Origin of the sequence: uncultured Roseovarius sp. (assembly GCF_963972555.1) — a bacterium.
Lineage (GTDB): Bacteria > Pseudomonadota > Alphaproteobacteria > Rhodobacterales > Rhodobacteraceae > Roseovarius > Roseovarius mucosus.
Window position 1 is genome coordinate 136,732 of record NZ_CAXAUM010000004.1, and the last position, 21,951, is coordinate 158,682.

The following is a 21,951-nucleotide window of genomic DNA, read 5'->3' on the forward strand; positions in this document are numbered from 1 at the left end:
CGGTGCCCTTTTGCCAAGAACAGGAAAACGAGCATGCAAGACACCCTCAACGCCTCTTATCCGGTCCTGCCGCTGCGGGATATCGTGGTGTTCCCGCACATGATCGTGCCGCTCTTTGTGGGGCGCGAGAAATCGGTGCGCGCGCTGGAAGAGGTCATGGCCGATGACAAGCAGATCCTGCTGTCGAGCCAGATTGATCCTGCCGATGACGATCCCGCCGAATCCGGCATTTACCGTGTGGGCGTGCTGGCGAATGTGCTGCAACTGCTGAAACTGCCCGATGGCACCGTAAAGGTGCTGGTCGAGGGTGTGGCGCGGGTGCGGATTACCGACTACTTGCCCAACTCCGAGTTTTTCGAGGCCAAGGCCGAATATCTGAGCGAAATCCCCGGCGATGCCACCACCATTGCGGCGCTGTTGCGCACTGTGGGGGATGAATTTGCGCGCTATGCCAAGGTCAAGAAGAACATCCCCGATGAGGCGATGGCCGCTGTGACCGAGTCCGAGGAACCGGCCAAGCTGGCCGATCTGGTGGCGGGTCATCTGGGGCTTGATGTCGGTCGCAAGCAGGAACTGCTTGAGACACTCAGCGTAAGCGAACGTCTGGAGAAGGTTTATGGCCTGATGCAGGGTGAAATGAGCGTTCTTCAGGTCGAGAAAAAGATCAAGACGCGCGTCAAATCCCAGATGGAGCGTACGCAACGCGAATATTATCTGAATGAGCAGATGAAGGCCATTCAGAAGGAATTGGGCGATGGTGAGGATGGCGCGGGCGAGATTGCCGAGCTGGAAGAGCGCATCGCCAAGACCAAGCTGAGCAAGGAAGCCGCAGAAAAGGCCGAAGCCGAGCTGAAAAAGCTCAAGAACATGAGCCCGATGAGTGCTGAGGCAACGGTGGTGCGCAACTATCTCGACTGGATGCTGAGCATTCCGTGGGGTGTGAAAAGCCGGACCAAGAAGGACCTGCACAAGGCGCAAGAGGTGCTGGATGCCGATCACTATGGTCTGGACAAGGTCAAGGAGCGGATCGTCGAGTATCTCGCGGTACAGCAGCGCAGCCAAAAGCTGAAAGGCCCGATCATGTGCCTTGTCGGCCCTCCGGGCGTGGGTAAGACGTCGTTGGGTAAATCCGTGGCACGGGCGACGGGGCGAGAGTTCATCCGAATTTCGCTGGGCGGTGTGCGCGATGAGAGCGAAATTCGCGGCCATCGCCGGACCTATATCGGGTCGATGCCCGGCAAGATCATTCAGGCGTTGAAGAAGGCCAAGACGACCAATCCGCTGATCCTGCTGGATGAGATCGACAAGATGGGTCAGGATTTCCGGGGTGATCCGGCGTCGGCGATGCTTGAGGTGCTCGATCCCGAGCAGAACTCGACCTTTGTCGATCACTATCTTGAGGTGGAATATGACCTCTCGAACGTGATGTTCCTGACCACGGCCAACAGCTATAACATGCCGGGGCCGCTATTGGACCGGATGGAGATCATTCCGCTTGCGGGCTACACCGAGGATGAAAAGCGCGAGATCGCGAAACAGCATCTGGTGGACAAGCAGGTCAAGAACAATGGTCTCAAGAAGGGCGAGTTTGCCCTGACCGATGCGGCGCTGACCGATGTGATCCGGTATTACACCCGCGAGGCGGGGGTGCGGAACCTTGAGCGCGAGATTGCCAAGCTGGCCCGCAAGGCGGTGACGCGGATCATCAAGGGAGCGGACAAGGCGATCACGGTCACGCCGGAGAACCTCGACGATTTCCTTGGGGTACGCAAATACAAGTTCGGCCTGGCGGAAGAGAGCGATCAGGTCGGCGTTGTTACCGGGCTGGCCTATACATCCGTGGGCGGTGAATTGCTCAACATCGAAGCCCTCCGCCTGCCGGGCAAGGGCCGGATGAAGACCACCGGCAAGCTGGGCGATGTGATGAAGGAGTCGATTGATGCGGCGTCAAGCTACGTCCGCTCGGTCGCGCCGGAATTGGGGATCAAGCCGCCCAAGTTCGAGAAATGGGACATTCACGTCCACGTTCCCGAAGGGGCAACGCCCAAGGACGGCCCGTCGGCCGGCCTTGCGATGGTGACCTCCATCGTGTCGGTGCTGACCGGCATCCCCATTCGCAAGGATATCGCCATGACCGGCGAGGTGACGCTGCGCGGCAATGCGCTGCCCATCGGTGGCCTCAAGGAAAAGCTGCTGGCGGCGCTGCGGGGCGGGATCAAGACCGTGCTCATTCCGCGTGAGAACGAAAAGGATCTGGCCGAGATTCCGTACAATGTGAAAGAGGGGTTGGATATTATCCCCGTCGATCACGTGCGTGACGTCCTGAAACTGGCGCTGGTGCGGGCCCCGGAGCCTGTGGAATGGGACGAAGAGGCGGAAGAGGCCGCCGCTGCCGAGGCCGCGTTGAAATCCGGCGAAGAGGGCCGGGGGGCCGTGGCGCACTGAGAAAGCTGTAAAAAAATGCCCCGGAGATGATCCGGGGCATTTTCTTGATGGGGTATCGGTATGAGTGAAGAGCGAGTTTTTCCGGTACGGCGTCGGTTGTTGCTGTGGTTTGGTTGATTCTGGCTGATACTGATTCCGGTCTACGTTGCGGTCTCGCTTGCCGAAGGGCCGCCCTATGAACGCAAAATCCTGATCGTTGCCATTTTGGGGCTGGCCATTGGACTATTCAGTCTCAAGTCCGCTTGGAACGTGCGCGAAATCCGCATCGACGCACAGCGCCTGCTGTTTCTGCCGGTCGGGGCGGAGCTGCGCTTTGCCGATATCGACGGGATGGAGGTGCCAAGCTGGATGGACCGGCATGACACGCCGCCCCGGTCTCTTGGCGGACTGCGGCTAAAGATGGTGAAGAAAGAGCGACGTATCGTTACGGGGGCGTTCTGGTGTTGGGACGAGGTCGGTAGTCTTTATTTATATGGGTGTGACAGCGATGCCATTCTTGAAATATTGAAAGACCGAATTCCGCGTGTCTGAGGTGAGCGTGCGTATCCGGAAAAGGCGGCCGAGAGGAAACCGGCCCCGCTGTTGAACGGGGCCGGTGAAATTTTTGCATAGACCAGTATTTACCCGAAGAGGAAGTTATCTGCGGTGAGGTCTGCCGCCAGAACTGCCTCGAAGGTGATGGTCTGGCCGTCCACCGAGACAACCGCGCCAGCGACCGTGTCGGTGATGTCGAGCGCGTCGAAATTGGCCACGCTGCGCAGGATCACGGTTTCGGTGGCTGCATCAAAATCGGTGATGATGTCGGCCTCGCCGCTGGTGAGCCTGTTGAAGACGAAGGTATCCACGCCCTCGCCGCCGGTCATCAGGTCATTGCCCTCACCGCCGTTGAGCGTGTCGTTGCCCCTGCCGCCATCCAGCAGGTCATCGCGACCGCCGCCTGCGAGGAAGTCATCGCCGTCGCCGCCAAACACATCGTCGTCGCCCAAGCCGCCGCCGATGGTATCATTCCCTGCGCCGCCTTCGATGAGGTCGGTCCCGAAACCGCCGCCGATGAAGTCATTGCCTTCGCCGCCGTCGATCGCGTCGGCACCTTGACCGCCGCCAAGGCGGTCGTCGCCATCTTCGCCGAGCACCCGGTCGTTCCCAGCACCGCCGTTCGCCACATCGTTGCCAGCACCGCCGTTGACGATGTCGTCACCCAAGCCAGCCCCGATGGTGTCGTTGCCAAGTCCGCCGTTCACGGTATCGTTGCCAAAGCCGCCGCCGAGGTTGTCATTGCCTGCGCCGCCGCTCACGAGGTCGTCGCCTGCGCCCGCGCCGAACCTATCGTCACCGTCGGTCCCAGCAAGCGTGTCATCGCCATCGCTGCGCCCGGTTGGGGAGCTGTCCACGCCGAGGTTGTCGAGGTTGTAGATGACCGTGTTGCCGTCGCCCTCGTAAGCGATGGCGATCTGGGCAAAGCCCGTCGCACTCTGGTCAGCCGGGATGAAAGCGATGGTTTCGGGGCTGATATTGCCGTTGGCCTCGCTGTCGATATAGCGGTCGAACACCGGGTTTGCGGGGTCGGAGATGTCGAACACCATGATGCCGCTGTCGCGCTCGAGGCCGATAAAGACATAGGGTTTGCCTTCGACAACGCCCACGGCGATGGCCTCGGGCTCGACGCCTTTGTCGTCTGAACGGTTGTCAAACTCGCCCTCGTCCTGATTGAACAGCTCGGGCCGGATTTCGGCGATGAGCTGCGAGAACTGCGACCCGCTGTCAAAGACGATCTCGCCGGCGGTGTTGTAGATGGTGAAGGAGCGCGAGCCGTAGTGGAACAGCTGGTCGTAATCGCCATCCCCATCGGTGTCGCCCAGATCGGTGCGCACGTTGAGGCGGCCAAGGTTTTCGTTCAGTTGCAGGATATCGGCATTCGGGAAGGCGGTCGGATCGAGATCGAGGCTGCCAATCCGCGCCTCTGTCGCATCGCGCGCGTCGCCCTCGTTGGCGGTGAAGATATAGGTCTCGCCGCCGATTTCGATCGAGGTGATCCCGTCGGGCTGGCGCATGCCGAAGAGGTTGTCATAGGTTTGCAGGTTGATCGCATTGTCGCGGTTCGACGCGTCGATCTCGTTGCCCGGAAGCGAGCGGTCCACGAGGCCGAAGCTGCGAATGTCGGTCACGGTGTTGGTGGTGAGGTCGATGACCGCGTAGGCATTGGCCTCTTGCAGGGAAACCCATGCAGTGACGCCATCCGGCAGGACCGTGATATATTCCGGCTCAAGGTCCTGAGAGGCGGAGTTGCCCGGCTGGATCAGAACGCCCGCCTCGCGCAAGCTGTCCTCTTGACCGTCGAAGGCCGAGAAATCGAGCGTGACGGCGGTGGCATTGGCCGCGCCACCGCTCACGTCGATGATGGACACGCCGCCCAAAGGATCGGTTCCGTCCAGTGGCTCGCCCTCATTGGCCACGAGGATGCGCGTGCCATCGGGGGTGAAGGTCAGCATGTCGGGCAGGTTGCCCACCTCGACGGTGTTGAGCAGGTTGCCGTCCAGATCGAAGATCGCGACGACGCCATTGGCCTCGGCGGGTGTGAGTGAGAGTGCTGCGGCCACAAGGCCGTTCTTGGCCGCGACCGACTGCACGCTGGCAAAGCCCGTGACCTGACCGAGGTCGAATTCGCCCAGTTTCTCGCCGGTGGCCGCGTCGAACGCGTCGATGCGGTTCTGCGCGCCGTTGGTGACATAGGCGCGGCCTGCGTCCACCGAGACCACTTCAGACCCGCCGGTGAACAGCTCGGTTTCGCCGCTCAGAAGCTCTGCCGCGATGGAGGTGCCGAGGGTCGGCGTGTTTTCGTCGAGCAGGATACGGTCGACACCGCCATTGCGCGCCAGTTGCACGATGCGCAGGTCGTTGGTGACATCCGTCTCGGCATTGGCAAAGGCGTTGTCCGCGTCCGGGAAGTTCTCGGTCATGAAATCGCCCAGGGCTTGCTGTTCGCCAAGGCGGTTCGCCTCTGCGTCACTGGTGATGGACCCCTCGGGCGTCAGGAACTGCACATCCGAGATCAGTTCCTGGAACGGATAGCCGTCGCCATTGGTGAGCATCAGGAAGTCGAGCGTGACCATGCGGATCGTCTCGGGGGCTTCGGCAGTGAAGGCACCATCGCGGAAGATCACGATGTCATCGCCGGTTTCCGGGTCGATCAGGGCTACGGTCTTGATCCGGTCGCCAGCCACGGCCACCTGCGGGCGGTCGGTGGCCGGATCGACCACATAATCGCCATTCTCATCGGTGACGAGTTCCTGAGCGGTGCCGCTTTCATCAAAGCTGACGCGGAAGCCGCCGATCTGGAAGAACCGGCCGGGGGTGTTCCCCGCCTCGGTGTCGGTATCGGCCACGCCATGCTCGAGCAGCATGAGAAAGCCTTCCTTGGTCACGGTGGCAACGGCAAGACCATTGTTGAAGCGCAGCGAATTTTGCAGGTCAAGTTGCGAGAGCACGCCGTCGCCCGCATCGGTGCCGGTGTTGGTGGAAGAGCCGATTTCGGCACGGATGCCGCCGCCGTTCTTGAACGAGACATTGACCGTGGTATCAGCATCGCGGGCAGCTGAGAGATTGGCATCGGCGGTCAGATTGCCGAGATTGCTCTCTTCTGTGCGTACGGTTTCGCGGCGACCGTCAAGGAAGACATCATGGTTACCGAATGCAATGGCATCGGCCTCGTCCACGATGACTTGGACCGCGTCGGTCAGGTCTTGCACGATGCTGGCCTTGGCCGAGCTGTCGAGCGCCTCTTGCAGGTTGGCGGCGCCTGTCACGTCCAGCACGCCCTGATCGTCGGTGGCAAAGGTGCCCGAGACATCGGCGTCGATGGACGAGGCGACGAGCACGCCATTGTCATCGAATTCCACGACCAGGCGACCCAGGTAGCTGTATTCGCCATCGGTCGAGACGATGGCCACCGGATTGCCATTCGCATCCACGGTCAAGAAGGGATAGCCTTCGGCGGCCTCGTCACCGTCGCGCAGGCGGTCATTAGCATCGGCCTGAAGCGTGTTGGAGCCGCCGGCGATGATGATGTCGACCCCGTCGAGCAGGCCCGCCAGTTCCTTTTCCAGCGAAATCTGCTGGAGATGCGAGGTGAGGATGATCTTGTTTGCACCCGCCGCGATCAGAGCGTCGATTTGCGGCTGGATGACAGCGGCGAGGGCCGCCATGTCGGTGGCCCCGCCGGTGATCTCGTTGGTGCCGCCCGTGGACGAAATGCTCTCGATGATCTGGGTGGTGGCACCGACCACGCCGATCAGCTCACCACCTTCTTCAATCAGGGTGGCGGGCGCGATGGCTGGGCCGAAATTGCCGGCGGCCTGGTCGGCCAAGGATTCCGCGAAGGCATCAGAGGTGAGAAGCTGGGTCGTGAAAAGATCGCCGAGATTGGCGTCTTCGGAAAAGTCGATGTTGGAGGTCAGGTACGGAAAGAGCGCCCCGACCCAGTTGATCGTGCCATTGCCGCCGGCCCCGTCGATCACCGCTGCAAAGGCGCTGGTCCCGGGATCGAATTCATGGTTGCCCACCGCAGAGGCATCAAAGCCCAGCACGTTCATGATCGTGATGTCGACACGACCGGGTGCCTCGCGCAGATCCAGGGTCACATCGGTCAGGTCCTGCCCGAGCACCTCGGTGTAGAACCGTTCATAAGCGTTGGTCAGGGTGGCGCGAAACGAGCGGTCCGCTGCGGTCGAGAAGAACGGGCCGGGAATGTAGTTGTCACCGGCAGAGAGCAGGATCGTGTTCTCGAACGTATCTTCGAGCGTGTCGACGATCGCGGCAAAATTCGGTGCGTTGTCCAGAGCGGCGACACCGCCCTCGAGGTCGTTGGCATGCAGAAGTTGAAGCGTATAGGCCATCCGTTGGTCCACCCAGATTGAGAAATGTTACCGGGCACGGATAGGGTCAGTTTGTGACGTGGGTTTGAGAGATTTGTAACGTCTGCGTAACGCGGTATGGCCGCATCGCGGACGTGAGCGATGATCCGTCTGATAGCTGAGGCGCATGGGTTTCGCGCTTAGTCGGCCTCTGACGCATCCGGTCTAATGCGGCTGCGCAGGCGTTGCGCCCGCGCGATTCTGTCCATCTGGTTCATTGCCCCGAGGATGTTTCCCGTCGCCGCCGTAAAAAGCGCCTCGCGCTGCGCAAAATAGGGATCTGCAAATGTCTCGAAGGCGCGGCGCGCGATGGCGGCACCTGTTTCAAGATGATGATGCCGTGCCAATGCTTGCAGCATTTCCTTGTGATATTTGGGCAATGTTCTGCGGGCGCGCATAGCGGCGTAGAACCAGGCGCTCTCCAACGTTCCGGTGCTGGCTTTGCGAAAGATATCCTTCAAGAGACCCATCGCGTCAAAGGCTTCGGGTAGGCCGTGCCCAAGCAGGGGGCTGCGTAGGTGCCGCACATTTTCCCCGGTGAAGCGCGCCGCATGACGGCGATCCTCGCTATGGAAGGGATCGTAGAACAGATAGACCTCGGAGGCCTGTCGCGATTCCGCAGCGGCATCGGTGAACAGGCCATCCCAGCTCTGCTGACGCCCTTTGCGGTGGTTGGTTTCCCACGGCACAAGATCGTCGCGCAGGGTGCTTTGCGGCGTGTAGCTGATCACACGACAACCGGGGGCCAGCGATGCGAAGGCTGCCGCGCCAAAACCGCCCATCGAAGTGCCGGTCATGACGACCAGCGCGAATTGTTGGAAAAAGCCGCGGTCACGCAGCGCCAACAACTCTTTGTGCAAGGCAGGGCACCTGAACCAGTCGGAATCACCGGCGATCACCCCCAGAAGCGAATGTCCCTCATCCGCAAAAAAACCGTGCCCCCACGCGCGCCGATCAGGCGCCTTGCGCTGCGCGGCGACGGCATTGTCAAAGGAGACGACCAACGTTGGACCTGCTGCCGTAAAGGACAGGCGGTTCTTTGGTAGCACAGTCTCGAAATCCGCGAGAAAAGCCATGGTGTTTTTATCTCTGCTCTTGGCCCATCTGTCAGGTCCGCGTCTCGGTATCACCGATCATTGCGGGCGCGTAACCTCTTTGCTCAAGTCTGCTCAAGAGTTTCGCGCTTTCCCAGCGGCACCGCAACAGGGAGTGCAGCCGTTAGCAGGCCCATCTGCGCTTTAATTTTGCAGTTAAATCACCTTGGGGGATAATGGCGGAGAGACAGGGATTCGAACCCTGGGTGGAGTTGCCCCCACAACGGTTTTCGAGACCGCCCCGTTCGACCACTCCGGCACCTCTCCGCGGGGGTCTGGTGGAGCAAGCGTTTATTTGCCTTTGGCGGGGGGGGCAAGGGGGATTTGCATTGTTTCGCGGGATAATTTGCCTAGGTTGGAACAGGTCTGGCTGAAACAATGTGGAAAGGATGGCGTGTGATGGGCGGGGTTCGCTTGCGGTCACAGTCGCGCGGTATCGCGTTGGCGGTGCTGGCGCTTTTGATGGTCGTGCTGGTCGCCGCGCCCCTCCGTGCGGCGGACCGGGCGCGGCTGGAAGCATTTCTGGAGGTGACGGGCTTTGGCGTGGCGCTGGATAGCATCGCGCTCTCGGCCTCTGGCGCGCCAGAGATGCTGGGGCTGTCGGCCAGCGATTTCGGCCAGGGCTGGACCACGCTGGCCGAAGAGGTGTTTGACACCGACCGGATGCGTGAGATGGGGCTGAGCATTCTGGAGCAGGCGCTGGACGACGAGATGTTGGGCCATGCCGCAGAATTCTATGCGTCGGACCTTGGGCAGCGTCTGGTTGCGGTCGAAAACGCGGCGCATCTGCATGAGGATGCCGCCGCCAAGCGGGCCGAGGGGGAGACGCTCTTGGCGCAGATGCCACAAGATCGGGTCGAGGTGTTGCGGGCCATGAACGCAGCGGTGGACAGTGCGGGCACCGGGGTGCAAGCGGTGCAGGAAATTCAGGTGCGGTTTCTGCTGGCGGCCTCTTATGCCGGGGTGCTGGAGAGTGAGATTGACGAAGGCATGCTGCGTGCCCTTCTGGCGGAGGGCGAAGACGAATTGCGCGAGAGCCTGCGCGCCTCGGCGCTGGCCAGTGCCGCCTATACCTATCAGAGCCTGCCCATCGAGGATTTGCGCGCCTATGTGGCCGCTCTTGAGCATCCGACCATGGCGCGGGTCTACGAATTAATGAATGCCGTGCAATACGAGATCATGGCCAACCGGTTCGAGGTTCTGGCCGCAAGGATGCGGGGGCTGACCCCGGCGCAGGAGTTGTGAGGATGCGGGCGGTTCTCTTTGCCTGCGCAGCGCTGCTTCTGGCGGCGCTGCCGTTGCGCGCGGGCGAGATCGACCGGCTTATGACCGCGCTGCACTTTGAAGAGACCGTCGAGATCATGCGCGCGGAGGGGCTGCGCTATGGTGGCGATGTGGGCGACGAGATGCTGAGCACGGTCGAGCGCGCCCGTTGGGATCGAGTGGTCGGTCGGGTCTATGACGTTGAGCGGATGTTGGCACAGGTGCAAAGCCGTTTCGCGCGGGCGATGGAGGGGGCCGACACCGACACTTTGCTCGGGTTCTTCGAGGGGCAGGGGGCCGAGGTGGTGGCCCTGGAAATCGCCGGGCGCCGGGCGCTCTTGGACGATGGCACCGAGGCTGCGGCAGAGGCGCGCTATGCCGAGTTGGCGGCGGCCGATGCGCCGATTGTGCGCCATGTGGCAACCCTCATTGACGATAGCGATCTGATCGAGCGCAATGTCGCGGGGGCGCTCAATGCCAACCTTGGATTCTATCGCGGCCTGGCCGATGGTGGCGGTCTGGACCTGAGCGAAGAGGAAATGCTGGCGGAAATCTGGGCGCAGGAACCCGAGATGCGCGAAGAAACGCGCGATTGGATGCAGGCCTATCTGACCATGGCTTATCAACCGCTGGCGCAAGAGGTGCTTGAGGCTTATATCGCGCTCTACAGAAGCCCGGAGGGCCAACAGTTGAACCGCGCGTTGTTCGCGGCCTTTGATGCGATGTATGAAGAGTTGTCGTATCAATTGGGTCTGGCCACCGCCTTGACGATGGAAGGCGAGGATTTATGAGGGTTTTGGCGCGGTTTTGGCGGGCTGGCCCTTGACTCGGGGGGCAGAGTTTGGCAATAGCGCGCAACCCGGCGGGATGATCTTGCCGGGTTTGTCTTTGATATACACCCCTAAAAGGGGGCGCAGTTCGAGGTGGCCCAAGGGCCGAGAACGCCCGGAGTATCCGGGGACCACAGAGCGCGGAGAGAAAAGGAAGAGCCCATGTTTGCGGTCCTCAAGACCGGTGGCAAGCAATACAAGGTGTCGTCGGGCGACATGCTTCGTGTTGAGAAAATTGCAGCCGATGCCGGTGAAAAAGTTCAGTTCAACGATATCCTGATGCTGGGTGGCGATGCCCCCGTCATCGGTGCGCCCTTTGTGGCGGGCGCGGCCGTGCAGGCCGAGGTCGTTGATCAAATCAAGGGTGACAAGGTTATCAACTTTGTCAAACGCCGCCGTAAGCACGGCTCGCAGCGCACCCGTGGTCATCGTCAGAAGCTGACGCTGGTACGTGTCACCGAGATTCTGGCCAGCGGTGCAGAAGCAACAGGCGTCAAGGCGGCTGTCGGCTCTGGTTCGGTGGCGACCGTGGTCGAGGCGAAACCCGCCAAGAAATCCAGCGCCAAGCCCGCAGCGGGTGGCGATGACCTTAAGCGGCTGTCGGGGGTTGGTCCCGCGCTTGAGAGAAAGCTTCTTGAGGCGGGTGTGACCACCTTTGCTCAAGTGGCAGCATGGACCGAGGCCGATGTGGCCGCCATGGACGAGAAACTGTCGTTCAAAGGCCGGATCGAGCGTGAAGGCTGGATCGAACAGGCCAAAGAGCTGGCTAAAGGCTAAGGAGAGACCAAATGGCACATAAAAAAGCAGGCGGTTCATCCCGTAACGGGCGCGACTCTGATGGTCGTCGCCTTGGCGTCAAGAAATACGGTGGCGAAGCCGTGATTTCCGGCAACATCCTCGTGCGTCAGCGCGGCAACAAGTTTTGGCCGGGTCTGAACGTGGGTGAAGGCAAGGATCACACCCTCTTTGCCGTGGCCGAAGGTGCTGTGAAATTCCACAAGGGCCTCAAGGGCCGCACCTTTGTTTCGGTTCTGCCAGTGGCGGAGGCCGCTGAATAAGCCGTCCTTAGGGTTTTGACACTAGAGGGGATCGGCGAGACCGCCGGTCCCCTTTTCGCTTTTGCGAGCCGGAGGAGGTCCGTGAGGTGACGAGGCTGCACAATCGCGCGACCGTGCCGTTGTGCTTTGGCAGAGAGTGGCCATCTCTTGCCATGAGTTTGGCGCTGATCGGAGGAGCAGGCGCATGAAATACGAGACGATTGTGAACCAGCCGGTGATTGTGGCGGAACGGTTTGATTTGCGACCCTTGCGGGTGTCGGATGCGGGGTTGATCGGGATGAATGCGGGGGACGTGCGCGTCGCGCGTTTTACCCGCAGCATTCCGCACCCGTTGCCGCCGGGCGCCACCGAGGCGTTGATCGCCCGGGCGCAGGCCGAAGGCCGGTCCGAGGATATCTGGGCCATCGACGGCACCAAGGCGGGCGGGTCCGAGGTGATGGGCCTCATCAGCCTTGAGCGGGTAGATGACGGCCAATCCGAGATCGCCTATTGGGTGGCCCCGGCCTATTGGAATACAGGCGTTGCGTCGGCGGCGGTCGAGGCACTGTTGGCGGCCAATCCGCACAGGGCACGGACGATCTTTGCCTCGGTGTTTCAGGACAATGCCGCTTCGGCGCGGGTCTTGACGAATTGCGGGTTTCAGTATCTTGGGGATGCCGAGGCATTCAGCGTTGCACGCGGTGCCAAGGTTCCGACTTGGACCTATAGCAAAAAGATGATCTGAGGCTCAGATAGGGGCCTTTGCGATAAGGACGGCATATGAAATTTCTTGATCTCGCAAAGGTTTATATCCGCTCTGGCGGCGGCGGCGCGGGCAGCGTCAGCTTTCGCCGTGAGAAATTCATCGAATTCGGCGGCCCCGATGGCGGGGATGGCGGTAATGGCGGCTCGGTCTGGGCTGAGGCGGTGGATGGGCTGAATACGCTGATTGATTTCCGCTATCAGCAGCATTTCTTTGCGAAGAGCGGCACGCCCGGCATGGGGCGTCAACGCACTGGGGCAAGCGGCGAGGACATCGTGTTGCGCGTGCCGGTGGGTACGGAAATCCTCGATGAGGATATGGAAACCGTGATTGCCGATATGACCGTGTTGGGGCAACGTGTGCTCTTGGCGCAGGGCGGCAATGGTGGCTGGGGCAACCTGCATTTCAAGACCTCGACCAATCAGGCGCCGCGCCGGGCCAATCCGGGGCAAGAAGGGGTGGAGCGCACGATCTGGTTGCGGCTCAAGCTGATTGCCGATGTGGGCCTCTTGGGGCTGCCAAACGCCGGCAAATCGACTTTTCTTGCCGCAACATCAAACGCGCGGCCCAAGATCGCGGATTATCCGTTTACCACCCTGCATCCCAACCTGGGGGTCGTGGGCGTGGATAATGTCGAATTCGTGGTGGCGGATATTCCCGGCCTGATCGAAGGCGCGTCCGAGGGGCGTGGCCTTGGCGATTTGTTTCTTGGGCATGTGGAACGCTGCGCGGTGCTGTTGCATCTGGTCGATGGCAGTTCGGGCGATATCGAGGGCGATTATCAGACCATCATCACCGAGCTTGAGGCTTATGGCGGCGGTCTGGCAGAGAAGCCGCGCGTGACTGTGCTCAACAAGATCGACACCTTGGATGATGAAGAGCGCGACTTCCTGCGCGAAGAGTTGGAGGCGGTCTGCGGCACGCCCGTGATGCTCATGTCTGCCGTGTCGGGCGAGGGGGTGACAGAGGTGCTGCGCGCATTGCGTGAACGCATCGACGCGGACCGCCTGCGCCACAAGGTGCGCGACGAGGACGAAGAAGACGCACCGTGGCAACCGTAACCGACGCGAAACGACTGGTAATCAAGATCGGCTCGGCCCTGCTGGTGGACCGGGTCACGGGCAGCTTGCGGGCCGAATGGCTGAGCGCGCTGATCGAAGATGTCGTGTGGTTGCGGGAGAATGGCACCGACGTAATTCTTGTGTCTTCGGGGTCCATCGCCCTGGGGCGGCGGGTGCTGAACCTCCCGCAGAGCGTGCTCACGCTTGAACAATCTCAGGCGGCGGCGGCAGTGGGGCAAATTCGCCTCGCAGGGGCCTATGACGCGGCCCTGGCCGCGCATGGGCTGACGGCGGCGCAGGTCCTGGTGACGCTCGAGGACAGCACAGACCGGCGGCGCTATCTCAATTCCCGCGCCACGTTGGAGCAGCTTTTGCGCTTGGGCGCGGTGCCCATCGTCAATGAGAATGACACCGTCGCCACCGATGAAATCCGCTATGGCGACAATGACCGGCTGGCGGCGCAGGTGGCGGTGACGGCGGGGGCGGATCAACTGATCCTGCTCAGCGATGTGGACGGGTTTTACTCTGCAAATCCGGCGCAAGACCCCACCGCGCGACGCTTTGACGTGGTCGCGGCCATCACGCCCGAGATCGAGGCGATGGCGGGCGATGCCGTTTCTGGCCTGAGCAAGGGCGGTATGAAGACCAAGCTGATGGCCGCCAAGACCGCCACGGCGGGGGGCTGTGTGATGGCGATCACGCAAGGCGACGTGTTGCACCCGGTGCGCGCGCTGGATGAGGGGGCCGCGGCAACGTGGTTTCTGGCCCAAGGCGACCCGCAGCAAAAGCGCAAGGCCTGGATTGCGGCGATGAAGCCCAAGGGGCGTGTCACGGTCGATGCGGGGGCAGCACGCGCGCTGTCGACGGGCAGCAGCCTGCTTGCGGCGGGGGTGACAGAGGTGGAGGGCCGCTTTGGCCGGGGTGATCCGGTCGAGGTGGCCGATGAGGCGGGCCGCGTCTTGGGGCAGGGGCTGACCCGCTATGACGCGGCGGATGCGGAGCGGATCAAGCGGCTGCGCTCGGATCAGATCGAGGCGGTGCTGGGCTATCCGGCGCGCGGACCTTTGATGCATCGCGACGATATGGCATTCTGACACGCGGGAGGGCAGCGGATGAAGGATCAGGCAGAGATTACGGCGCTGATGGCCGAAATTGGCGCGCGCGCCCGTGCGGCGGCGGCCGATCTGGCGGTTGCAGATGCCGCGACCAAGCGCGCGGCGCTGGAGGCGGCGGCCGATGCGGTCTGGGACGGCCGGGCCGAGATCATGGCGGCCAACGCGCGCGATCTGGAGTATGGGCGCGACAAGGGGCTGTCCGAGGCGATGATGGACCGTCTGGCGCTCGACGAGGCGCGGATCAAGGGGATCGTGGACGGATTGCGCGCCGTGGCGGCGCAGGATGATCCGGTAGGCGAGGTTCTGGCGGAATGGGACCAGCCCACGGGCCTGCATATCCGCCGGGTTCGCACGCCTTTGGGCGTGGTCGGCGTGATTTATGAAAGCCGTCCCAATGTGACGGCGGATGCCGGGGCGCTCTGCGTGAAATCAGGAAATGCGGTGATCCTGCGCGGCGGGTCGGAGAGCTTTCATTCCTCGGGCGCGATCCATGCGTGCCTCGTGGCGGGGCTGCGCGCGGCAGGGCTGCCGGAGGATGCGATTCAGCTTGTGCCGACGCGGGACCGGGCCGCGGTGCAAGAGATGCTGACCATGACCGACACGATTGACGTGATCATCCCGCGTGGCGGCAAGGGCCTTGTGGGTCTTGTGCAGCGCGAGGCGCGGGTGCCCGTCTTTGCCCATCTTGAAGGCATCGTGCATATTTTCCTGGATGCGGCGGCGGACCCGGCCAAGGCGCTGCGCGTGGTGCTGAATGCCAAGACCCGGCGCACGGGGATTTGCGGCGCTGCGGAATGTCTGCTCATTCATCGCGATATTGTCGAGACCATTGGTCAGGGTGTGATCCGCGCGCTGATCGACGCCGGGGTCGAAGTGCGCGCCGACGCGGCCCTGCAGGGGATCGCGGGCACGGTTGCGGCCTCCGAAGACGATTGGGGGCGCGAATATCTCGACAGTATCATCGCCGTCAGGGTTGTGGACAGCCTGGATGACGCCATCGCGCATATTCGGCGCTATGGGTCCAAGCACACCGATTGCATCGTGACCGAGGATGATGCGGCGGCGGCGCGGTTTTTTGCCCGGCTCGACAGTGCCATCCTGATGCGCAACGCCTCAACCCAGTTCGCCGATGGCGGCGAATTCGGTATGGGGGCGGAAATCGGGATTGCCACCGGCAAGATGCACGCGCGCGGCCCTGTAGGGGCGGCGCAACTGACCAGTTTCAAATATCTGGTTGAGGCAGATGGCGCCGTGAGAGCGTGACGCAGAACTCTGTCTCGCTGAGCCTGCGTTGAATGGTCAGGCCCTGTGCCGCGAGACAGTGATGCAGGAGCAGGAAATGCACCTGTGCGGGGCTGACCTTTGGCCATGGCCCGCCTGCGTCGAGCGCTTGCCAGAGGTCAGGGTTCGGGGCAAGGCGCGGGGCGGTGGCCGTGACCTGCCACCCGCCGGAGGTTTCGCCAAGCACGATATGACCGCCCTGGGGCAGCGCCTGCTCGACGCAAAGCAGACCAAGCAGCAGAATCTGCGCCGTGGGGCGCGGCAAGTTGCCGGTGATCTGAAGCGCAAGGGCGATGCGCCCCCCCTCGTGCAAGATGCCAAGGATATCGCGCAACTCGTCGGCCCGCGTGGCCTGATCCGCCTCGGCCTGACCAAAAGCCAGCCGAAAAAATCGCACGCGGGCCAATGCCTGGCTTGCCGAAGCCGTGACAAGTGCCATTTCCGGCCCCGTCGAAGCCCCGGCAAGGCCCATCAATTCGAGGCCATTGTCGATCGCGCCCAAGGGGCTGACGAGGTCATGGCAGATGCGAGAGGCTATCAAAGCGCCAATAGCATGGGTATGTTGGGGCATTGGACACTCCGGGGTGAGATGCGGCATGACGGATATGAATTCGATACTTGAGCCGGGAATGCTGGTGCGGCATCCGCAGAGGCCGGATTGGGGAACGGGGCAGGTACAATCCAACATCGGCGGGCGTATCACCGTCAATTTTCGTGAAGAGGGTAAAGTGGTGATTGATGGCACGCGCGTCGAACTGATACCTCTTCTTGATCCCTGATCCGGGTTAGCAAAAGGTTAACAACCGTCGGGCAGTGCGACCAGCGGTATCGTTGCACTTGGCCGTGCTCTTGCCTAAAAGGCGGCGCAGACCCGAGAGGCAAGGCCGATGACCGCAAGCGCCCCCAAGTTCCGTGTGAAGCTGGCCGAAACGCCCGAGGAATTGCGCGCGGCGCAACGTCTGCGCTACGAGGTTTTCGTCGAGGAATTGGGCGGCGACGGGCGGTTGGTGGATCACGCCGCGCGGCTGGAATGTGATCGGTTCGATCCGTTCTTTGATCATCTGCTGTTGCTGGACGATGCGAATAATGGCGCAGTTGTCGGGGTTTACCGCCTGCTTCGCGATGATCAGGCGGCGCGCGCGGGGCAATTCTATTCCGAGGATGAATATGACCTGAGCGCGCTCAAGGCCAGTAGGCGGCGGTTGATGGAGTTGGGGCGTTCTTGCCTCGCGAAATCCTATCGCGGGGGGCCGGGCATGTATCATCTGTGGAACGGTCTGGGCCGTTATGTGACGGATCATGGCATCGAGATCCTGTTCGGCGTGGCTAGTTTTCATGGCACCGACATCGCGGAACTTGCCCCTTCTCTCAGTCTGTTGCATGAGCGGCATCTGGCGCCAGAGGGCTTGCGTGTGCGGGCGCGGGAGGGGCATTTTCAACGCATGGACCTGATCGCCGCCGGGGATCTGGATCGGCCCGCGGCAATGCGCCAGGTGCCTGCGCTGATCAAGGCCTATCTGCGATTGGGGGGATTTGTTGGCGATGGGGCCTTTGTGGATCATCAGTTCAACACCACCGATGTCTGCCTGATTCTGGATACCGATCGGTTGAGTGAAAAGCAAAAATCAACGTATCAGCAAGGCATTACACCTTGAAGTTCAGGTGGGACTCCGACGTACCACCCGCTGATTTCACGCTGACACCCGGCGGTTGGTTGCGTGCGGGAATGCGTGGGCTGTGCATGGCGCTGGTGATTCTCCTGGGCGTGGTTGTCTCGGTCGCCTTGCGGCTGATCGAGCGACCCTTGCATGGGCTACACCGGCCCTGGACACCCTATGTGACGCAATGGGTCTGTTGGGCGGTGTTTCGCGTCTTGGGTATGGGCCATGAGGTCAAGGGCACGCCGATGCGAACGCCGGGTGCGGTAGTGGCCAATCATGCCTCGTGGCTGGATATTATCGCGCTAAATGCGCGCAAGCGCGTGTATTTTGTGTCGAAATCCGAGGTTGCGGGCTGGCCTGGCATTGGTCATCTGGCACGGCTGGTGGGCACGGTGTTCATCACCCGCAATCCCAAAGAGGCCAAGGCGCAGACCGAGGTTTTCGAGTCGCGCCTTCTGGCGGGTCACAAGCTCTTGTTCTTTCCCGAAGGCAGTTCGACCGATGGGATGCGCGTTATCCCATTTAAATCAACGCTTTTTCAGGCATTCTTCAGTCAGAAACTGGCGCATGCGATCCATGTTCAGCCGGTTTCGGTGATCTATGAATCCCCCAAGGGACAAGATCCGAGATTCTATGGCTGGTGGGGCGATATGGATTTTGGCACGCATTTGCTGCGTGTTCTTGCGGTGCGGCGTCAGGGCCGGGTGCGGGTGGTCTACCACGCCCCGGCGCCGGTGGATGCCTTTGCGGACCGCAAGGCGCTGGCCGCTTGGGCCGAGACGCAGGTGCGCGCGGGCATGCCCGAGACGCGGCGCGGGTGGTAACGTCGCGGTTCAGCCAATCGCGGCAATAAAGCGGCCAAGGGCCTGAACCGGATCCTCTTCTCGCCAGATTTCCTCGCCAAAGGCCAGAAAGTCCGTCATCGGGGCCAGCTTTGCCACAAGTGCCAGATCAAGCGCACCTTCGGCCACCACCGGCAATTCGATCACCTTGGACCACCAGTCGAACACATCCATATCGACATGCGCGCCGTCGTCGAGCGGGCTATCCCCAACAGGACCAAAGCTGATGTAATCGGCACCTGCCTCGCCTGCGTTCATGCCGTCATGGCGCGACGTGCCGCAAAAGCAGCCGACGATGGCATCCTCACCCAGTTCCTTGCGCGCTGCGCGCACCGAACGACCAGCGTCGGGCAGGTGCACGCCGTCGAGGCCATGCCGCTCGACCAGCATCAGATGGCTCTCGATCACGAGCGCCACGTCGCGGGCGTGTGTCACCTCGCGGCAGGCATCGGCCGCGCGTGAGATGCGATCCTCGTCACGGCTGGCCAGGGCAAGCCGCACACAGGCGACCGGATGATGATCGAGCACGCGGGCTAATGTGTCGGGAAAGACGCTCAGCTCGAACTCGGGCGGGGTGATGAGGTAAATCTGCGGCTGCTCGGTCTCGGCCATTGGGGCGCTCCTGATGGATTTTTGCCCCTATAACGCGGAAATGCGGCTTTGACCATTGGGCAGACCCGGCTTCTTCTTGGGTTGCATGCGCCGACTGTCTGGGGAACAGCGGGGCGCAATTGCCCCTAGCAACCCCTAAGGTGGGTCTCTATCTTGAGGGCAAAGGGAAAAGGGGCGGTTCTTGGCAGTAGCAGGCATGGCAGAGGGCGTGGTGCGCGGCATCGAGGGCTTGGGTGACCGCGTGAGCCAAGCGTTCTTCGAACCGGTCATCCGCGTCGGGGTGACGGGCCTCGCGCGGGCGGGCAAGACGGTGTTCATCACCTCACTCATCGCCAATCTGATGGACCGGGGGCGGATGCCGGGGCTCTTGGCCCAGGGCGACGGGCGGATTCTTGCGGCCTATCTGCAACCACAGCCCGATGTGACGCTGCCGCGCTTTGACTACGAGGCGCATCTGGCGGCCTTGATCGGGCCTGAGCCGCACTGGCCCGAGAGTACGCGGACGGTGTCGGAATTGCGGCTGTCGTTACGGGTACGGCCAGCAGGGCTTTTGGCGGGGGTCACAGGGCCACGGGTGGTCCATCTCGATATCGTGGATTACCCGGGCGAATGGCTGCTTGATCTGGCGTTGCTGGACAAGAGCTATGATCAATGGGCGTCCGAAGTTTTGACACGGATTGCCCCGCGCGCCGAAGCGGCTGGCTATCTGGCCGAGGTGGCCAATGTGGATGCGGCGGCGCGGTTGGACGAGCCGGTCACACAGGCGCTGGCCGCAGGGTTTACCGCCTATTTGCAGGCGGCGCGGGCCGCCGGATTCTATGATTGCACGCCGGGGCGTTTCATTCTGCCCGGTGATCTGGCAGGCTCGCCCGTTGTGACATTCGCGCCGCTACCCGAAGGCAAGGCGGGGCGCGGCAGCCTGCGCGCCGAGATGGCACGGCGCTATGACGCTTACAAGCGCGAGGTGGTCAAACCCTTCTTTCGCGACCATTTTGCCAAGATCGACCGACAGGTGGTTCTGGTTGATGCGCTCGATGCAATTCACAAGGGGCCGCAGGCGGTCGAGGATATGCGCCGGGCCATGGCGGAAATTCTGGGCGCGTTCCGGCCCGGCCGCAACGCGTTCCTGACGCAATTGCTGCTTGGACGGCGGGTGGAACGTATCCTCTTTGCCGCGACCAAGGCGGACCATCTGCATCATGCGCAGCACGGGCGGTTGACGGGGATCATGGCCGCGCTCTTGCGCGAGGCGCGCGACCGGGCGGAGTTTGCCGGGGCTAAGACAGAGGCAATGGCCTTGGCCGCGTTGCGCGCCACGGTCGAGGAACGGGTGAGCCACAACGGCGAGATGCTCGATTGTGTGCGCGGGCGGTTGCTCGATACCGGGCGACAGGCGGCGTTCTATCCCGGCGATCTGCCCGAGGACCCCGGTCAATTGCTATCCCCGGCGCGGGCGGGGGCGACCGAGTGGCTGGGGCAGGATTACCGTGTCATGCGCTTTGCGCCAGCGCCGCTCAACCTGAGGCCCGGTGAGGGGCCGCCACATATCCGGCTGGATCGCGCCGCGCAATTCCTGATCGGGGACAAGCTATGAGAACGGCGCGCGGGCAGCTTTGGCATCTGCCGCAACTGGCTATGATCCTGTGGGGGTTTACCCGTGCGACGCCGTGGTTGCCGCAGGTGCGCAGCCATTGGGACGACCTTCGCGCGCTCTTCAAGGTAATCCGCTGGGGTTGGGTGAGGGTGATCCGCAAGCAGGGTCGCGTGGCCGGATTCGTGGTCCGCGACGGCGATATTCTGCATGCGCTCTACGTGCATCCGCTGCGGCAGGGACAGGGATTGGGCCGGGCGCTCTTGGCCGAGGCCAAGGCCGAAGCAGGTGTATTGCGCCTCTGGGTGCTCGAGGCGAATGCAGCCGCGCGCGCGTTTTATGCCCGGCAAGGCTTTGTCGAGGCCGCGCGCAGCATGGGTATGGGCAATGACGAGGGGCTGCCGGATGTCCTGATGGTCTGGCACGGCAAAGGAGAGAGCGCGTGAGCGGCAACAAGGCAAAGGGGCCGGTTCTGATCGAGATGGACGCGCAGGCCGCCGAGGGGCCAGACCGCGCGCCGCCGGTGCCCGATCTGATGGATCGGCCCGACGGACGGGCCATGCGGACGGTGATCTCGCGCGGGGCGACGGGGCCGTCATGGCTGGGGCGGCTTTTCTGGGGCTTGGCGCTTGGCTTGATGGGGGCGGCGCTTTCGGTTGCGGCGTGGGATTTTGCGGCAGGCTTGATCGCGCGTGTTCCGGTGCTGGGCTACGGCGTGGCGGCGATGGGCGCGGGTCTCTTGATTGTGGCGGCGATCATCGGGTTGCGCGAACTGGCCGGATTTGCCCGATTGGGTCGGCTCGATACCCTGCGGCGCGAGGCCGGGGCCGCGCGTGCCACCGAAGATCTGGAGGCGGCACGTCGGGTGGTGGCGCGGCTGCGCACGCTTTACGCCAAGCGTCCCGAAACGGCCTGGGGGCTGGAACGGCTTGCAGAGCGGCAGGAGGAGCAATTCGACGTCGAGGCGCTGCTCGGATTGGCGGAAGTCGAGATTCTGGCCCCTCTCGATGCGCAGGCCTTGCGCGAAGTGGAGGTCGCGGCGCGGCAGGTGGCGATGGTCACGGCGCTGGTGCCGCTTGCCTTGGCCGATGTCGTGGGGGCGTTTGTCGCAAATCTGCGCATGATCCGGGCGGTGGCTGAGATCTATGGAGGGCGCGCGGGTGTCCTGGGCAGTTGGCGTCTGGCGCGGGCGGTGATGGCCCATCTTTTGGCCACGGGGGCCGTGGCGGTGGGTGATGACCTGATCAGCAGCGTGGCTGGCGGCGGCGTGCTCTCCAAGGTGTCGCGTCGGTTCGGCGAAGGCGTGGTGAACGGCGCGTTGACGGCGCGGGTGGGGGTGGCCGCGATCGAGGTGTGCCGCCCGCTGCCGTTTCAGCGCGGTCGGAGACCCTCGGTGACAGGGGTGGTACGCCGGGCGCTGACCGGGCTCTTTGGGCAGGGGTGATC

Annotated in this window: 20 protein-coding genes and 1 tRNA gene; 16 read left to right on the top strand and 5 right to left on the bottom strand. The window is 62.6% G+C overall.

All coding sequences use genetic code 11. From position 1 onward, the window contains the following. The first annotated feature begins 33 nt into the window (after positions 1–33). Both lon and AACZ65_RS05505 read left to right on the top strand, forming a co-directional pair. On the top strand, positions 34–2,445 hold the full coding sequence (gene lon / locus AACZ65_RS05500; protein ID WP_339668716.1) for an endopeptidase La: 2,412 nt from the start codon (positions 34–36) through the stop codon (positions 2,443–2,445). Positions 2,446–2,694: 249 nt separating this feature from the next. Continuing rightward, entirely contained in the window at positions 2,695–2,976 is a 282-nt protein-coding gene (locus AACZ65_RS05505; RefSeq protein ID WP_339668718.1) for a hypothetical protein, read from the top strand. A gap of 89 nt (positions 2,977–3,065) precedes the next feature. Here the strand turns inward: AACZ65_RS05505 and AACZ65_RS05510 are convergent, their stop codons facing one another. The 3 genes from AACZ65_RS05510 to AACZ65_RS05520 form a co-directional block, all read right to left on the bottom strand. Next, complete coding sequence (locus AACZ65_RS05510; protein ID WP_339668719.1) at positions 3,066–7,337, bottom strand: choice-of-anchor I family protein; 4,272 nt, start codon at positions 7,335–7,337, stop codon at positions 3,066–3,068. A 158-nt stretch (positions 7,338–7,495) separates the two neighbouring features. After that, positions 7,496–8,431 carry a hypothetical protein gene (locus AACZ65_RS05515; RefSeq protein ID WP_339668721.1) on the bottom strand — a complete coding sequence of 312 codons (936 nt, stop codon included), beginning with the start codon at positions 8,429–8,431 and terminating at the stop codon, positions 7,496–7,498. 195 nt (positions 8,432–8,626) lie between these two features. Continuing rightward, positions 8,627–8,716, bottom strand: a tRNA-Ser gene (locus AACZ65_RS05520). A 132-nt stretch (positions 8,717–8,848) separates the two neighbouring features. On the opposite strand from AACZ65_RS05520, the gene AACZ65_RS05525 reads away from it, so the two are divergent. The 8 genes from AACZ65_RS05525 (at position 8,849) to AACZ65_RS05560 (ending at position 15,781) form a co-directional block, all read left to right on the top strand. Then, positions 8,849–9,694 (top strand): DUF2059 domain-containing protein, encoded by an 846-nt coding sequence (locus AACZ65_RS05525; RefSeq protein ID WP_339668723.1) that lies wholly within the window; start codon positions 8,849–8,851, stop codon positions 9,692–9,694. A gap of 2 nt (positions 9,695–9,696) precedes the next feature. Then, positions 9,697–10,503 carry a DUF2059 domain-containing protein gene (locus tag AACZ65_RS05530; protein ID WP_339668724.1) on the top strand — a complete coding sequence of 269 codons (807 nt, stop codon included), beginning with the start codon at positions 9,697–9,699 and terminating at the stop codon, positions 10,501–10,503. Positions 10,504–10,704: 201 nt separating this feature from the next. Continuing rightward, positions 10,705–11,319, top strand: a complete 615-nt coding sequence (locus AACZ65_RS05535) for a 50S ribosomal protein L21 (RefSeq protein ID WP_339668726.1) — start codon at positions 10,705–10,707, stop codon at positions 11,317–11,319. Between the two features lie 11 nt (positions 11,320–11,330). Beyond that, the gene (gene rpmA, locus AACZ65_RS05540; RefSeq protein ID WP_008281135.1) at positions 11,331–11,600 is read left to right on the top strand and encodes a 50S ribosomal protein L27; all 270 of its coding nucleotides are present in this window, start codon (positions 11,331–11,333) and stop codon (positions 11,598–11,600) included. Between the two features lie 184 nt (positions 11,601–11,784). Beyond that, the gene (locus AACZ65_RS05545) at positions 11,785–12,324 is read left to right on the top strand and encodes a GNAT family protein (protein ID WP_339668731.1); all 540 of its coding nucleotides are present in this window, start codon (positions 11,785–11,787) and stop codon (positions 12,322–12,324) included. A gap of 35 nt (positions 12,325–12,359) precedes the next feature. After that, positions 12,360–13,403 carry a GTPase ObgE gene (gene obgE / locus AACZ65_RS05550; RefSeq protein ID WP_339668732.1) on the top strand — a complete coding sequence of 348 codons (1,044 nt, stop codon included), beginning with the start codon at positions 12,360–12,362 and terminating at the stop codon, positions 13,401–13,403. Next, positions 13,391–14,497, top strand: coding sequence for a glutamate 5-kinase (gene proB, locus AACZ65_RS05555; protein WP_339668734.1), 1,107 nt, complete (start codon positions 13,391–13,393; stop codon positions 14,495–14,497). Before obgE ends, proB begins: the two co-directional genes overlap by 13 nt. A gap of 18 nt (positions 14,498–14,515) precedes the next feature. Next, positions 14,516–15,781 carry a glutamate-5-semialdehyde dehydrogenase gene (locus AACZ65_RS05560; protein WP_339668736.1) on the top strand — a complete coding sequence of 422 codons (1,266 nt, stop codon included), beginning with the start codon at positions 14,516–14,518 and terminating at the stop codon, positions 15,779–15,781. On the opposite strand, the gene AACZ65_RS05565 is transcribed toward AACZ65_RS05560, so the two are convergent. Next, positions 15,741–16,370, bottom strand: coding sequence for a histidine phosphotransferase family protein (locus AACZ65_RS05565; RefSeq protein ID WP_339668738.1), 630 nt, complete (start codon positions 16,368–16,370; stop codon positions 15,741–15,743). The genes AACZ65_RS05560 and AACZ65_RS05565 overlap by 41 nt on opposite strands. Positions 16,371–16,395: 25 nt before the next feature. Between AACZ65_RS05565 and AACZ65_RS05570 the strand changes: the two genes are divergently transcribed. From AACZ65_RS05570 to AACZ65_RS05580, 3 genes are all read left to right on the top strand, one after another. Further along, positions 16,396–16,578, top strand: coding sequence for a DUF3553 domain-containing protein (locus AACZ65_RS05570; protein WP_297538287.1), 183 nt, complete (start codon positions 16,396–16,398; stop codon positions 16,576–16,578). A 108-nt stretch (positions 16,579–16,686) separates the two neighbouring features. Beyond that, complete coding sequence (locus AACZ65_RS05575) at positions 16,687–17,454, top strand: GNAT family N-acyltransferase (RefSeq protein WP_339668742.1); 768 nt, start codon at positions 16,687–16,689, stop codon at positions 17,452–17,454. Between the two features lie 86 nt (positions 17,455–17,540). Further along, complete coding sequence (locus AACZ65_RS05580) at positions 17,541–18,284, top strand: lysophospholipid acyltransferase family protein (RefSeq protein ID WP_339668744.1); 744 nt, start codon at positions 17,541–17,543, stop codon at positions 18,282–18,284. 9 nt (positions 18,285–18,293) lie between these two features. Here the strand turns inward: AACZ65_RS05580 and AACZ65_RS05585 are convergent, their stop codons facing one another. Then, positions 18,294–18,914: a thiamine phosphate synthase gene (locus AACZ65_RS05585; RefSeq protein ID WP_339668746.1), complete on the bottom strand. Its 621-nt coding sequence runs from the start codon at positions 18,912–18,914 to the stop codon at positions 18,294–18,296. Between the two features lie 181 nt (positions 18,915–19,095). On the opposite strand from AACZ65_RS05585, the gene AACZ65_RS05590 reads away from it, so the two are divergent. The 3 genes from AACZ65_RS05590 to AACZ65_RS05600 are packed head-to-tail and all read left to right on the top strand — an operon-like array spanning position 19,096 to position 21,949. Next, a complete protein-coding gene (locus AACZ65_RS05590) occupies positions 19,096–20,508 on the top strand; it encodes a YcjX family protein (protein ID WP_339668748.1) in 1,413 nt (470 codons plus the stop codon). After that, positions 20,505–20,951: a GNAT family N-acetyltransferase gene (locus tag AACZ65_RS05595; protein ID WP_297538277.1), complete on the top strand. Its 447-nt coding sequence runs from the start codon at positions 20,505–20,507 to the stop codon at positions 20,949–20,951. The genes AACZ65_RS05590 and AACZ65_RS05595 overlap by 4 nt, the downstream gene beginning before the upstream one ends. Then, a complete protein-coding gene (locus AACZ65_RS05600; RefSeq protein WP_339668751.1) occupies positions 20,948–21,949 on the top strand; it encodes a TIGR01620 family protein in 1,002 nt (333 codons plus the stop codon). The genes AACZ65_RS05595 and AACZ65_RS05600 overlap by 4 nt, the downstream gene beginning before the upstream one ends. The last annotated feature ends 2 nt before the right edge of the window (positions 21,950–21,951 follow it).